The organism is Sphingopyxis sp. 113P3 (genome assembly GCF_001278035.1).
Classification (GTDB): Bacteria; Pseudomonadota; Alphaproteobacteria; order Sphingomonadales; family Sphingomonadaceae; genus Sphingopyxis.
Genome location: NZ_CP009452.1, coordinates 2,261,760 through 2,275,482 on the forward strand (window position 1 = coordinate 2,261,760; position 13,723 = coordinate 2,275,482).

General features: G+C 62.7%; 13 protein-coding genes. All 13 read left to right on the forward strand.

What is annotated here, in order from left to right; translation table 11 throughout:
- The first annotated feature begins 1 nt into the window (after position 1).
- The 13 genes from LH20_RS11145 to LH20_RS11200 all read left to right on the forward strand — a co-directional run bounded on the left by LH20_RS11145 (position 2) and on the right by LH20_RS11200 (position 13,721).
- Positions 2-1,219, forward strand: coding sequence for an NADH-quinone oxidoreductase subunit D (locus tag LH20_RS11145; RefSeq protein WP_144423692.1), 1,218 nt, complete (start codon positions 2-4; stop codon positions 1,217-1,219).
- Between the two features lie 174 nt (positions 1,220-1,393).
- Entirely contained in the window at positions 1,394-2,062 is a 669-nt protein-coding gene (locus tag LH20_RS11150) for a complex I 24 kDa subunit family protein (RefSeq protein ID WP_053554261.1), read from the forward strand.
- Entirely contained in the window at positions 2,062-2,220 is a 159-nt protein-coding gene (locus LH20_RS23520; protein ID WP_158501129.1) for a hypothetical protein, read from the forward strand. Before LH20_RS11150 ends, LH20_RS23520 begins: the two co-directional genes overlap by 1 nt.
- Entirely contained in the window at positions 2,220-3,509 is a 1,290-nt protein-coding gene (gene nuoF / locus LH20_RS11155; protein ID WP_053554262.1) for an NADH-quinone oxidoreductase subunit NuoF, read from the forward strand. Before LH20_RS23520 ends, nuoF begins: the two co-directional genes overlap by 1 nt.
- On the forward strand, positions 3,509-5,521 hold the full coding sequence (nuoG, locus tag LH20_RS11160; RefSeq protein WP_053554263.1) for an NADH-quinone oxidoreductase subunit NuoG: 2,013 nt from the start codon (positions 3,509-3,511) through the stop codon (positions 5,519-5,521). The genes nuoF and nuoG overlap by 1 nt, the downstream gene beginning before the upstream one ends.
- Complete coding sequence (gene nuoH, locus LH20_RS11165; protein WP_053554264.1) at positions 5,518-6,561, forward strand: NADH-quinone oxidoreductase subunit NuoH; 1,044 nt, start codon at positions 5,518-5,520, stop codon at positions 6,559-6,561. Before nuoG ends, nuoH begins: the two co-directional genes overlap by 4 nt.
- Entirely contained in the window at positions 6,558-7,046 is a 489-nt protein-coding gene (gene nuoI, locus LH20_RS11170; protein ID WP_053554265.1) for an NADH-quinone oxidoreductase subunit NuoI, read from the forward strand. Before nuoH ends, nuoI begins: the two co-directional genes overlap by 4 nt.
- Before the next feature lie 12 nt (positions 7,047-7,058).
- Positions 7,059-7,670: an NADH-quinone oxidoreductase subunit J gene (locus LH20_RS11175; protein WP_053554266.1), complete on the forward strand. Its 612-nt coding sequence runs from the start codon at positions 7,059-7,061 to the stop codon at positions 7,668-7,670.
- A complete protein-coding gene (gene nuoK / locus LH20_RS11180) occupies positions 7,667-7,972 on the forward strand; it encodes an NADH-quinone oxidoreductase subunit NuoK (RefSeq protein WP_053554267.1) in 306 nt (101 codons plus the stop codon). The genes LH20_RS11175 and nuoK overlap by 4 nt, the downstream gene beginning before the upstream one ends.
- A 4-nt stretch (positions 7,973-7,976) precedes the next feature.
- Positions 7,977-10,025 (forward strand): NADH-quinone oxidoreductase subunit L, encoded by a 2,049-nt coding sequence (gene nuoL, locus LH20_RS11185; protein WP_053554268.1) that lies wholly within the window; start codon positions 7,977-7,979, stop codon positions 10,023-10,025.
- A complete protein-coding gene (locus tag LH20_RS11190; protein ID WP_053554269.1) occupies positions 10,022-11,563 on the forward strand; it encodes an NADH-quinone oxidoreductase subunit M in 1,542 nt (513 codons plus the stop codon). The genes nuoL and LH20_RS11190 overlap by 4 nt, the downstream gene beginning before the upstream one ends.
- Positions 11,560-12,999: an NADH-quinone oxidoreductase subunit NuoN gene (nuoN, locus tag LH20_RS11195; RefSeq protein WP_053554270.1), complete on the forward strand. Its 1,440-nt coding sequence runs from the start codon at positions 11,560-11,562 to the stop codon at positions 12,997-12,999. The genes LH20_RS11190 and nuoN overlap by 4 nt, the downstream gene beginning before the upstream one ends.
- A complete protein-coding gene (locus LH20_RS11200) occupies positions 12,921-13,721 on the forward strand; it encodes a biotin--[acetyl-CoA-carboxylase] ligase (protein ID WP_083455382.1) in 801 nt (266 codons plus the stop codon). Before nuoN ends, LH20_RS11200 begins: the two co-directional genes overlap by 79 nt.
- Positions 13,722-13,723 lie beyond the last annotated feature (2 nt).

The window sequence follows — 13,723 nt, forward strand, 5'->3', positions numbered from 1 at the left end:
CATGTTCGAGGGCTACCCGGTCGATACCGCCGACACCGCGGGCGATCAGGTCGTCACCAATTACACGATCAATTTCGGGCCGCAGCATCCCGCGGCGCACGGTGTGCTGCGCATGGTGATGGAGCTCGACGGCGAGATCATCGAGCGCGTTGATCCGCACGTCGGACTGCTTCACCGCGGCACCGAAAAACTCATCGAATACAAGACCTACCTGCAGGCGCTGCCCTATTTCGACCGGCTCGATTATTGCTCGCCGCTTTGCATGGAGCACAGCTATGTTCTCGCGATCGAGAAGCTCCTCGATCTCGAAGTCCCGGCACGCGCGCAATATCTGCGCACGCTGTTTGCCGAGCTGACGCGCATCTGCAATCACATGCTCAACATCGGGTCGCACGTGATGGACGTCGGCGCGATGACCCCGAACCTCTGGGTGTTCGAGCTGCGCGAGGATTGCCTCAACTTTTTCGAACGCATGTCAGGCGCGCGCATGCACCACGCCTGGTTCCGACCGGGCGGCGTGCATCAGGACGTGCCTGAAAAGCTGCTCGTCGATATCGGTGAGTGGGTCGAGACGCGGCTGCCCAAATTGTTCGGCGACGCGATGAGCCTTGTCGTCGACAACCGCATCTTCAAGCAGCGCAACGTCGACATCGCGACGGTGAGCAAGGAGGACGCGCTGGCCTGGGGCTTCTCGGGCCCGATGATCCGCGGCAGCGGCATTCCCTGGGACATCCGCAAGGCGCAGCCCTATGACGCTTATGCCGCGATGGAGTTTGACATCCCGGTCGGCACCAAGGGCGACTGCTATGACCGTTTCATGGTCCGCGTGCAGGAAGTCTATCAGTCGGCGCGCATCATCAAGCAGTGTCTGCGTGACATGCCTTCCGGTCCCGTTGCGAGCCTCGACCGCAAGGTCGTGCCCCCGAAGCGTGGCGAGATGAAGCAGTCGATGGAATCGCTCATTCATCACTTCAAGCTTTACACCGAGGGATTCCACGTTCCGGCAGGCGAAGTCTATGTCGCGACCGAGAGTCCCAAGGGCGAATTCGGCGTCTATCTGGTGAGCGACGGCACCAACAAGCCGTACCGCTGCAAGATCCGCCCGACGGCATTCAGCCACCTGCAGGCGATGGACATGATGTCGAAGGGCCACATGCTCGCCGACACCACCGCGATCATTGGCGCCATCGACGTCGTGTTCGGGGAGTGCGACCGGTGACGCGCTTTCGGTCGTCCGCCATCCCCCCGCTTTCGATGGCCGGCAGAGCCTTTGCCGCAGGGTGGCTCCGGAACAGGTGCGGCGTAGCCTTCGGTAGGGCGAATTCTATCGTTGGCGCTGCTACGGTTCTTTTGTTCGCCTGTCTGGCGATGCGTGATTTCTGGAAGCTCATTCATGGCTGACGCACCCCAAATTCCCGACGAAGCCGAAGTCCGCGCGCGCTGGGGCGCGTTTGCATGGACGCCGGAAAATGCCGAGAAGGCCAAGCAGATTGTCGCGCGCTACCCCGCGGGGCGGCAGCGCTCGGCGGTGATGCCGCTTCTTGATCTTGCACAGCGCCAGGTCGGGGCCGAGACCGACACGCAGGGTTGGCTGCCAGTCCCTGTGATCGAATATGTCGCAGCGCAGCTCGATATGCCCTACATTCGCGCCTACGAGGTCGCGACCTTCTACACCATGTACAATCTGGCGCCGGTAGGCCGCTATCATGTCCAGGTGTGCGGTACGACGCCGTGCCTATTGCGCGGGTCCGACGATGTGATGGCTGCGTGCAAGAACCGCGGCATGGTGAAGGGCCGGACCACGCCCGACGGCCTCTTCACGCTGACCGAGGTTGAATGCATGGGCAATTGCGCCAACGCGCCGATGGTTCAGATCAACGACGATAATTATGAAGATCTCGACTATGACAGCATGACGCGCATCCTCGACGATCTCGCGGCAGGCAAGCAGCCGAAGACCGGGACGCAGAACCCGCAGCGTCACACGAGCGAGCCCGAAGGCGGCCCCACGACGCTCAAAGCCATGGTCGAGGCCAATCACGACTACCGGAAGGATTGGTGATGACCCAGAAGGAAATCATCACAATTCTTGCGATCATCGGCGCGCTCGTCGTGCTCGGCTTTGTGCTGCGCGTGACTTTCGCGCTGCTCGGGCCGCTGCTGATCCTCGCGCTCGCTTATATTGCTTACACGATGCTCAAGAAGGGTGGGGGTCGCTGATGCTCGCCGACAAGGACCGGATTTTCACCAATCTCTACGGGTTCCAGCCTTGGAATCTTTCCTCGGCGCAGGCGCGCGGTGACTGGGATCAGACGAAGGATCTGATGAGCCGCGGCCAGGACGCGATCATCGAGGAGATCAAGGCGTCGGGCCTGCGCGGCCGCGGCGGTGCGGGCTTTCCGACCGGGCTCAAATGGTCGTTCATGCCCAAGGAGCCGCGCCCCGACCGGCCGAGCTTCCTCGTCATCAATGCCGATGAATCCGAGCCGGGTTCGTGCAAGGATCGCGAGATCATCCGTCACGATCCGCACAAGCTCATCGAAGGCGCGCTGATTGCGGGCTATGCGATGCGTGCGCGCGCTGCCTACATCTATATTCGCGGCGAATTCATCCGCGAGGCCGAAACATTGTTCGCCGCGGTGCGGGAGGCATATGATGCGGGCCTCCTTGGCAGGAATGCGGCGAAGTCGGGCTATGATTTCGACGTCTTCGTTCACCGCGGCGCCGGCGCCTACATCTGCGGCGAGGAAACCGCGATGATCGAGAGCCTCGAGGGCAAAAAGGGCCAGCCCCGCCTCAAACCGCCGTTTCCGGCGGGCGCGGGCCTCTATGGCTGCCCCACGACGGTCAACAATGTCGAGAGCATCGCGGTCGTCCCGACGATTCTGAGGCGCGGTGCGGCCTGGTTCTCAAGCTTCGGGCGCGAGAACAACAAGGGCACCAAGCTCTTCCAGATCAGCGGCCATGTGAACAAGCCGTGCGTTGTCGAGGAGGAGATGGGCATCACTTTTCGTGAACTCATCGATACCCATTGCGGCGGCATCCGCGGCGGCTGGGACAATCTGCTCGCCGTGATCCCGGGCGGTTCGTCGGTTCCGCTCGTCCCGGCCGCGCAGATCATGGACGCGCCCATGGATTTCGACGGACTGAAGGAACTGGGCTCGGGCCTCGGCACCGCGGCCGCCATCGTGATGGACAAGTCAACCGACGTCGTTCAGGCGATCAGCCGCATCAGCTATTTCTACAAGCATGAAAGTTGCGGGCAGTGCACCCCGTGCCGCGAAGGGACCGGCTGGATGTGGCGCGTGATGGAGCGGCTGCGCACCGGAGACGCCGACATCAGCGAGATCGACACGCTGTTCGACGTGACAAAGCAGGTCGAGGGTCACACCATTTGCGCGCTCGGTGACGCCGCTGCCTGGCCCATCCAGGGCCTGATCCGCCATTTCCGCCCCGAACTCGAACGCCGCATTCGCGAAAATGGCGGCGCGCTGGAGGCCGCCGAATAATGCCTAAAGTCACCGTAGATGGCGTAGAGATCGACGTCCCGCAGGGGGCGACCGTCCTGCAAGCGTGCGAGCTGGCGGGGAAGGAAATCCCCCGCTTCTGCTACCATGAACGCCTGTCGATCGCCGGCAATTGCCGCATGTGTCTTGTCGAGGTTTCGCCGGGGCCGCCGAAGCCGCAGGCCTCGTGCGCGCTGCCCGCGGCCGATGGACAGGTAATCAAGACCGACAGCCCGATGGTCAAGAAAGCGCGCGAGGGGGTGATGGAGTTCCTGCTCATCAATCACCCGCTGGACTGCCCGATCTGCGACCAGGGCGGCGAGTGCGATCTGCAGGACCAGTCGATTGCCTATGGCCGCGGCGCCTCGCGCTTTGACGAAAACAAGCGCGCGGTGACCGAGAAATATATGGGTCCGATCGTGAAAACGGTGATGACGCGCTGCATCCAGTGCACGCGCTGCGTCCGTTTCGCCGAGGAGGTCGCGGGGGTCGAGGACATCGGCGCGATCTATCGCGGCGAAAATATGCAGATCACCTCCTATCTCGAGCGCGCGGTCGCGAGCGAGCTTTCGGGCAATGTCGTCGACCTTTGCCCGGTGGGCGCGCTGACGTCGAAACCCTATGCGTTCGAAGCCCGCCCGTGGGAACTCACCAAGACGCTCGGCATCGACATGATGGATGCGGTGGGGACCAACGTTCGCATCGACAGCCGGGGACGCCAGGTCCTGCGCGTCCTGCCGCGCGTCAACGACGAGGTGAACGAGGAATGGGCGAGCGACAAGACGCGCCATCACGTCGACGGCCTCATCCGCCGCCGCCTCGATCGTCCGTTCGTTCGCAAGCACGGCGAGCTTGCCGAAGCGAGCTGGGCCGAAGCGTTTGAAGCGATCCGGGCCGCGAACGCCGGCGCGTCGGTCGCCGCGATCGCGGGTGACCTCGCCGATTGTGAGACGATGTTCGCGGCCAAGGCGTTGGTAAGGGCGCTCGGCGGCCATCTCCTCGAGGGACGCCAGACCGGTCTCGACTATGACGTCACCAGCCTGGCGGCGGTCAACTTCAACACGACGATCGCCGAGGCCGAGAATGCCGACGTGATCCTGCTTGTGGGCACCAACCTGCGCTGGGAGGCGCCGCTCATCAACACGCGCGTCCGCAAGGCGGTGTGGAAAAAGGGCGCGAAAGTGTTCGGCATCGGCCCCGAAATCGATCTTACATACAAGGTCGAGTGGCTTGGCGACGACGCCTCGCTGGTCGCAAAGCTGCCGTCGCATGTGACCGACGCGCTGAAGAACGCCGAGCGGCCGATGCTGGTCTTCGGCGGCGGCGCCCTCTCGGTACCGGGCGTCCACGGCGCGGGTCTTGGGCTTGCCAAGGCGGTGAACGCCGTCAAGGACGGGTGGAACGGCTTCAACGTTGTCCATTTCTCGGCCGCGCGCATGGGCGCGCTGATGCTCGGCTATTCGCAGCCGGGCGGAATCCGCGACATCATTGCGGCAAAGCCGAAACTTGCTTTCTTCCTCGGCGCTGACGAGGTCGATTTTTCGGCCTTTGCGGAGACGTTCAAGGTCTATGTCGGCCATCATGGCGACAAGGGCGCACACGCGGCCGACGTCATCCTGCCCGCGGCCGCCTGGACCGAGAAGGATTTCACCACGGTCAACACCGAAGGCCGCGTCCAGCGCAGCGAGAAGGCGGTGTTCGCGCCAGGTGACGCCCGCGAGGACTGGAGCATCTTCCGCGCGCTCGCCGATGCGCTCGGCGTCCATGTCGGCTTCGACAGCTTTGCTGAATGCCGGGCCGCGATGATTGCCGAGGTCCCGGCGCTCGGGATCGAAGGGCTCGCCGATTACGGCTGGAATGTTCCGGACTTGCCCGCAAAGCCCGAGGCAAGCGCGATTCCCTCGCCGATCAAGGATTTCTATCTCACCAACGCCATCTGCCGCGCTTCGCCGACGATGCAGCGCTGCTCGGAAGAATTGCTACACGGCGTCGACTATGCGGAGGCGGCGGAATGACCGCGTTTTTCCAATCGCTTGGCATGTCCTATGAGTGGGCGTGGGGCGTCGCGACGGTTTGCGGCATCTTGCTGATCGCACTGCCGCTGATGCTCGCGGTCGCCATGATCATCTACGCCGACCGCAAGATCTGGGCGGCCATGGCGCTGCGGCGCGGACCGAATGTGGTCGGGCCCTTCGGTCTGCTCCAGAGCTTCGCCGACGGTCTCAAGGTGTTTCTGCAGGAAACGATCATCCCGAGTTCGGCGAACCGCGGTCTCTTCCTCATCGCGCCGATCATCACCTTTACCGTCGCGCTCATGGCGTGGGCGGTAATCCCGTTCAATTCGGGCGCGGTGCTCGCCGACATCAACGTGGGGCTTCTTTACATCCTCGCGGTGAGTTCGCTCGGCGTCTATGGCGTCATTCTGTCGGGTTGGTCGTCGAACTCCAAATACCCCTTCTTCTCCGCGATGCGCGCTTCGGCGCAGATGATCAGCTATGAGGTCTCGATCGGGTTCATCCTCATCGGGGTCGTGCTCTTCGCCGACAGTTTCAACCTTAACGAGATCATCAAGGCTCAGATCGGGCACGGGCTCGGGCTCGTCAACGCCTTCGGCTTCAACCTGCTCCTCTTCCCGCTCGCGGTACTCTTCTTCATCTCGTCGCTCGCCGAAACGGCACGCACGCCGTTCGACCTCACCGAGGCCGAAAGCGAGCTCGTCGCGGGCTATCAGACCGAATATTCGTCGATGAGCTTCGCGCTCTTCTGGCTCGGCGAATATGCAAACGTGCTCCTGATGTGCACGCTCAACGCCGTGCTCTTCTGGGGCGGCTGGCTGCCTCCTCTCGACTGGGCGCCGCTTTATGCCGTTCCGGGGATCATCTGGCTGTTCGCGAAGATCCTCTTTTTCTTCTTCGTCTTCAGTTGGGTGAAGGCGACCGTTCCCCGTTACCGCTATGACCAGCTCATGCGCCTGGGCTGGAAGGTCTTCCTGCCGATCTCGCTGATCTGGGTCTTCCTGGTCTCCGGCTATCTGATGCTGACGAGGTATTCATGAGTTCCATCGCCCACTTCGTCAAAACCTTTACCCTGTGGGAATTCGTGCAGGCGCATTGGCTGACGCTCAAATATTTCTTCAAGCCGAAGGCGACGATCAACTATCCCTTCGAGAAGAATGCGCTGAGCCCGCGCTTTCGCGGCGAGCATGCGCTGCGCCGTTATCCGAACGGCGAGGAACGCTGCATTGCGTGTAAGCTGTGCGAGGCGATTTGCCCTGCACAGGCGATCACGATCGAGGCCGAGCCGCGCGACGACGGCAGCCGCCGAACGACGCGCTACGACATCGACATGACCAAGTGCATCTATTGCGGTTTCTGCCAGGAAGCCTGCCCGGTCGATGCGATCGTCGAGGGGCCGAACTTCGAGTTCTCAACCGAGACGCGCGAGGAACTGCTGTATGACAAGGCGAAGCTGCTCGCCAACGGCGACAAATGGGAGCGCACGATCGCGGCCAACCTTGCCGCCGACGCGCCCTATCGGTAAGGGCGCGCGCACATGATTCAGCTCATCGCCTTCTATCTCTTCGCGTTCCTCGTCATCGCCTCTGCAGCGATGGTGATTTTCGCGCGCAACCCGGTCCACAGCGTCATGTGGCTGATCCTTGCCTTCTTCAACGCGGCGGGTCTGATGCTGCTCGCGGGCGCCGAATTTATCGCGATGCTGCTCGTCATCGTCTATGTCGGCGCGGTCGCGGTCTTGTTCCTGTTCGTCGTGATGATGCTCGATATCGATTTCGCCGAGCTTCGCGCCGGTTTCGTCCGCTATCTGCCGCTCGGCGCGCTCGTTGCGATCATCCTCGCGGCCGAGCTCGTCTTCGCGCTGGGCGCATGGAGTGCTGGCGGCATCGACCTTGCAGCGCGTGCCGCGCCCGCCGTCGCTGACAAGAGCAATATCCAGCAGATCGGCGAACTGCTCTACACGCGCTACATCTTCCTCTTTGAAGCGGCGGGCATCGTCCTTCTCGTCGCGATGATCGGCGCGATCGCGCTCACGCATCGCCAGCGCGGCGGAACCCGCAGTCAGAAAATCGCGGCACAGAACCGCCGCCGTCCGGACGAAGCGACGCGGCTGGTCGATCCGGGTGTCGGGCAGGGGATGGAACTGTGATTTCGGTCGGCCATTATCTCGCCGTTTCGGCAGTGCTCTTCACGCTCGGCGTGCTCGGCATCTTCATCAACCGCAAGAACATCATCGTCATCCTGATGGCGATCGAGCTCATCCTGCTCGCGGTGAACATCAACCTCGTCGCGTTCAGCGCGGCGCTCGGCGACCTTGTCGGGCAGGTGTTCGCAATGTTCGTGCTGACCGTCGCCGCCGGTGAAGCGGCGATCGGGCTTGCGATTCTCGTCATCTATTTCCGCGGCCGCGGCACCATTGCCGTCGACGATGCCAACCGGATGAAGGGGTAAACCGGTGATTCAGGCGATCGTTTTCCTGCCGCTGCTTGCGGCTCTCGTGGCAGGCCTCGGCCAGCGTTTCATCGGCACCGCCGCATCGAAGATCGTGACGACCGGCGCGCTCTTTGCAAGCTGCGCCTTGAGCTGGCCGATCTTCCTTTCTTTCCTCGGCGGCGATGCCGAGGCGAGCGTGACGCCCGTGCTCCACTGGGTCTCCTCGGGCGCCCTTCAGTTCAACTGGGAGCTGCGCGTCGACACGCTGACCGCGGTGATGCTGGTTGTGATCACGACCGTGTCGGCGCTCGTCCACCTCTATAGTTGGGGCTATATGGAGGAGGATCCGGACCAGCCGCGCTTCTTCGCCTATCTCTCGCTCTTCACCTTTGCGATGCTGATGCTGGTGACGGCGAACAACCTCGTTCAGATGTTCTTCGGCTGGGAAGGCGTCGGTCTCGCTTCCTATCTCCTCATCGGCTTCTGGTACAAAAAGCCGAGCGCGAACGCCGCGGCGATCAAGGCATTTGTGGTCAACCGCGTCGGCGATCTAGGCTTCATGCTCGGAATCTTCGGCACATTCCTCGTCTTCAATACCGTGTCGATCCCCGAGATCCTGGCCGCAGCGCCCGGCATGGCGGGCTCGACGATCGGCTTTCTTGGCCAGCGGTTCGACACTATGACCGTGCTCTGCCTGCTGCTGTTCATCGGCGCGATGGGCAAGTCGGCGCAGCTTGGGCTGCACACCTGGCTTCCCGACGCGATGGAAGGCCCGACACCCGTCAGCGCCTTGATCCATGCCGCGACGATGGTCACGGCGGGCGTGTTCATGGTCTGCCGCCTGTCGCCGATGTTCGAGGTTGCGCCGATCGCGCTCGGCGTCGTCACCTTCGTGGGCGCAGCGACCTGCCTTTTCGCTGCCACGGTTGGCACGACGCAGTGGGACATCAAGCGCGTCATCGCCTATTCGACCTGTTCGCAGCTCGGCTACATGTTCTTTGCAGCAGGCGTTGGCGCCTATGGCGCCGCGATGTTCCACCTGTTCACCCATGCCTTTTTCAAGGCGCTCCTGTTCCTCGGCGCGGGGTCGGTGATCCACGCAATGCATCATGAGCAGGACATGCGCTACTACGGCGGTCTTCGCCGGCACATCCCGCTCACCTATTGGGCGATGATGGCGGGCACGCTGGCAATCACGGGCGTTGGCATCGCGGGCATATTCGGCTTCGCAGGCTTCTATTCGAAGGACGGCATTCTCGAGGCGGCCTATGCGTCCGGTGGGGGCGGCCAGATTGCCTTCTGGGTCGGAACTTTCGCCGCGCTCCTGACGAGCTTTTACTCGTGGCGTCTCGTTTTCCTGACCTTCTTCGGCAAGCCCCGCTGGGCCGCGAGCGAACATATTCAGCATGCCGTTCACGGCGATCATCACGATCACCCGGCCGACGAACATGCAGGGGGCGATGTCCACCACGCCCACGCGGCCGACGCGCACGAGGGGACGGCGGGCTATCATCCGCACGAAAGCCCGCTTTCTATGCTCATCCCGCTCGGCGTGTTGTCGATCGGCGCGATATTCGCAGGCTATCTCTTCCACCACCCGTTCATCTACCCTGAAGAGGGAATGGCGTTCTGGAATGGCAGCCTCGCATTCGACGCGCATCTGATGCACGCAGCGCACGAGGTGCCGACGATCATCAAGTGGATGCCTTTCGCGGCGATGGCGATCGGGCTCTTGATTGCGTGGAACAGCTATATTCGCAACACGGCGCTGCCCGCGCGGTTCGTCTCGCAATTCGGGCTGCTTCACCAGTTCCTTTTCAACAAATGGTATTTCGACGAGCTCTACAATCTCCTGTTCGTGAAACCCGCTTTCGCGATCGGCCGCTTCTTCTGGAAGCGCGGGGATGAAGGCACCATCGACCGCTTCGGTCCCGATGGCGTCGCGGCGCTCGTCCAAGGGGGGACCCGGCTCGCGGTCCGGCTGCAATCGGGTTATGTTTATGGATATGCGTTCGTGATGCTGCTCGGTCTTGTCGGCCTCGCCAGCTGGGCGATGGTGAGGTTCCTGTGAGCGGGCTTCCCATTCTTTCGCTGATGCTGGCGATCCCTGCGGTCGCCGCCATTTTCTGCCTGTACCTTGAGGCAAGGCCTGCGCGGGTCGTGGCGCTCGCGGCGACGCTCGTCGATCTCGCGCTCGGCATCGCGCTGTGGGCGAATTTCGATATTGGCGGTGCCCAGTGGCAGTTTGTTGAGCGCGCCGATCTGTTCGGCCGTTTCCAGTGGGCGCTTGGCGTCGATGGCGTTGCGATGATGCTGATCGTGCTCAGCACCTTCCTGATGCCGCTGTGCATCCTTGCAAGCTGGGAATCGATCAAGCAGCGCGTCGGCCTCTACATGGCGATGTTCCTGATCATGGAAGTCATCATGATCGGCGTCTTCGCCGCCCAGGACCTGCTACTCTTCTACATCTTCTTCGAAGGCGTGCTGATCCCGATGTATCTGATCATCGGCATCTGGGGCGGACAGAACCGCATTTATGCGTCGTTCAAATTCTTCCTCTACACGCTGCTCGGCTCGGTCCTGATGCTGCTTGCGATGATCGCGATGATCCGCGAGGCAGGGACGACCGAGATTCCCCTTCTCATGAACTACGACTTCCCGCCCGAAATGCAGACATGGCTGTGGCTTGCCTTCTTCGCGAGCATGGCGGTGAAGATGCCGATGTGGCCGGTCCACACCTGGCTTCCTGACGCGCACGTCCAGGCGCCAACCGCAGGTTCGATGATCCTTGCCGGTGTGCTCCTCAAAATGGGCTCCTATGGCTTCCTGCGCTTCATGATGCCGATGTTCCCGGACGCGTCGGCGCAGTTCATGTGGCTCGTCTTTGCACTGTCGATGGTGGCGGTGGTCTACACCAGCCTCGTCGCGCTGGTGCAGAGCGACATGAAGAAACTCATTGCCTATTCGTCGGTTGCGCACATGGCGATCGTCACCGCGGGCCTCTATGCCTTCAATCAGCAGGGGATCGAGGGCGCGCTGATCGTCATGCTGAGCCACGGTGTCGTCTCCGCCGCGCTCTTCTTCTGCGTCGGGGTGATTTACGACCGGCTGCACACGCGTGAGATCAGCCGTTATGGCGGGCTGGCCGTCAATATGCCGGCCTATTCGCTCTTCTTCATGCTTTTCACCATGGCGTCGATCGGCTTGCCGGGCACGAGCGGCTTCGTTGGCGAATTCCTCAGCCTCGCCGGCATTTACGAAGCCTCAAGCTGGACCGCGTTCGTCTGCACCACGGGGATCATCCTCGGTGCCGCCTATATGCTCTACCTCTATCGCCGCATCGTGTTCGGCGAACTCACCAAGGACGATGTGAAGGCCATGCCGGACATCACGCCCCGCGAATGGGCGATTTTCGTACCGCTTGCCGCGGTCGCGCTGTGGATGGGGGTCTATCCCGAAAGCTTCCTTGCGCCGATGCGCGGCGATGTGACCACAGTGGTCGCACGGCTCGCCCCGGCAAAGCCTGAAGGCGACGCCGGTCTGACGGCAGGCAAGCCAGAGGCCGCGGCGCCGCACGGCGAAGCGCATCATGCCGGAGGCGTCCAATGACCGGCGATCTCGCGCTCATCTGGCCCGAGCTGATCCTGACGATCGGCGGGCTCGTCACCCTGATGCTCGGCGCCTTCGCGGGCGATCGTCGGGTCGGACTTTATCAGCTCGCTGCGCTGTTGACGCTCGCGGCGGCGGCAGCGGCAGTGGTCGCCTTGTTCGGTACCGACGCTTCGGTCTTTTCAGGCACGCTCGCGGTTGACGGCTTTGGCGGTTTTGCAAAGCTCATCATCTATGGTGCAAGCTTGATCTGCATCGCTGTAGCCCCCCGCTATTTTGGTGAGGCGATGCGCGCCGAATATTCGGCGCTGATCCTGTTTGCCGCGCTCGGCATGGGTATCATGGCGTCCTCGCGCGACCTCATGACCCTCTATGTCGGGCTCGAGCTCAATAGCCTTGCCTCTTATGTGCTTGCGAGCTTCCTGCGCGGCGACGACCGGTCGAGCGAGGCGGGTCTCAAATATTTCGTGCTCGGCGCGCTCGCCTCGGGCATTCTTCTGTTCGGAATCTCGTTGCTCTACGGCTTTTCGGGCACCACCGATTTCGCTGGCGTTGCGACCGCAATGGGCAGCGGGATCGATATCGGCCTCCTGTTCGGTATCGTCTTCGTGATTGCCGGTCTCGCCTTCAAGATCAGCGCGGTTCCCTTCCATATGTGGACCCCTGACGTTTACGAGGGCGCGCCGACGCCGGTCACGACCTTCTTCGCCAGCGCGCCGAAAGTTGCCGCGATGGCGCTGCTGACGCGCGTCCTCATCGACGCGATGGGCGCTTCGGGTCCGGCGCTTGCCGCCTGGCAGCAGATCATCATCTTCCTCTCGCTCGCCTCGATCATCCTCGGGGCGGTCGGTGCGATCGGGCAGAAGAATATCAAGCGGCTGCTCGCCTATTCCTCGATCAACAACGTCGGCTTCATGTTGATCGGCCTCGCTGCGGGAACGCAGCAAGGGGTTGAGGCAGTCCTCACCTATCTCCTCGTCTATGTTGTCACGACGATCGGTGCCTTTCTGTTCGTCATGCAGTTGCGGGATGCCGACGGGCGGATGGTCGAGAGCATCCCCGCCTATGCCGGCTTGTCGAAGCGCCAGCCCGGGCTTGCCGCGGCCATGGCAGTGTTTCTCTTCAGCCTCGCGGCGATCCCGCCGCTGTTCGGTTTCTGGCCGAAGTATCTGGTTTTCGAAGCTGCAGTGAATGCGGGGCTCGTGCCGTTGGCGGTCGCGGGCGTCGTGGTCTCCGTGATCGGCGCCTTCTATTATATCGCGATCGTCAAGACGATGTTCTTCGACGACGAAGCCGAGTCGGCGATCCGCAATGATGGGACGAGACTCGAAGGTGCGGTCATCGCGGCAAGCGCCCTGTGGCTGTCGCTGATCGGCTTTTTGTTCATCCCGATGCTCGCGGTGGCAGCTCAAAGCGCCGCGTCGGTGCTGTTCTGATCGCGCCGATCGAGCGCATCGCCGAGACCGGTTCGACCAACGCCGATCTGCTCGCGCGGCTTGCGCGCGGCGAACATGTCGGCGAGGGGCACTGGCTGATAGCCGACCGGCAGACCGCTGGGCGGGGGCGGCTCGGCCGCGCCTGGGGCGACGGAGAGGGCAATTTCATGGGCTCGACCGTCGTGCAGCTGACGGCGGGCGATCCGTCGCCGGCAACGCTCGCGCTGGTCGTTGCGGTCGCGCTTGCAAGAGTGGTCAAGGCATTGGCGCCGGCGGTTGCCTTCGAGCTCAAATGGCCGAACGACCTCATCGTCGATGGCGCGAAATGCTCGGGCATCCTGCTTGAACGCACCGGAGACGCGGTGGTCGTGGGTGTCGGGGTCAATCTTGTCTCGGCACCCGACCTGCCGGACCGGCCGACCTTTGCGTTCGCGAACGCAGGGATTGCGGTCGATCGCGACCGCTTCGCCGAGGCGCTGGCGATCGCGCTCGTCGATGCGCTGCGTAGCTGGCGGCAGGAAGGCGTCGAAAGCATCGTCAGGGCCTGGCTGCCGCTCGGTCATCCGGTCGGAACACCGCTTCGCGTGTCTGAGGCGGATGTCGCCGGGACATTCGACGGTCTTGCCCCTGACGGCGCGCTGCGCTTGCGCCTGGCAGGCGGGAAGGTCATGCTCATCCATGCGGGAGACGTCGAGCTTCGTCCCGCCGATAAAGGGGAATAACC

Coding starts and splice junctions, on each gene's coding strand:
- LH20_RS11175 (WP_053554266.1), top strand. CDS start 7,059: ATGATTCAGCTCATCGCCTTCTATCTCTTCGCGTTCCTCGTCATCGCC.
- nuoH (WP_053554264.1), top strand. CDS start 5,518: ATGACCGCGTTTTTCCAATCGCTTGGCATGTCCTATGAGTGGGCGTGG.
- LH20_RS23520 (WP_158501129.1), top strand. CDS start 2,062: ATGACCCAGAAGGAAATCATCACAATTCTTGCGATCATCGGCGCGCTC.
- LH20_RS11150 (WP_053554261.1), top strand. CDS start 1,394: ATGGCTGACGCACCCCAAATTCCCGACGAAGCCGAAGTCCGCGCGCGC.
- nuoG (WP_053554263.1), top strand. CDS start 3,509: ATGCCTAAAGTCACCGTAGATGGCGTAGAGATCGACGTCCCGCAGGGG.
- nuoF (WP_053554262.1), top strand. CDS start 2,220: ATGCTCGCCGACAAGGACCGGATTTTCACCAATCTCTACGGGTTCCAG.
- nuoI (WP_053554265.1), top strand. CDS start 6,558: ATGAGTTCCATCGCCCACTTCGTCAAAACCTTTACCCTGTGGGAATTC.
- nuoN (WP_053554270.1), top strand. CDS start 11,560: ATGACCGGCGATCTCGCGCTCATCTGGCCCGAGCTGATCCTGACGATC.
- LH20_RS11145 (WP_144423692.1), top strand. CDS start 2: ATGTTCGAGGGCTACCCGGTCGATACCGCCGACACCGCGGGCGATCAG.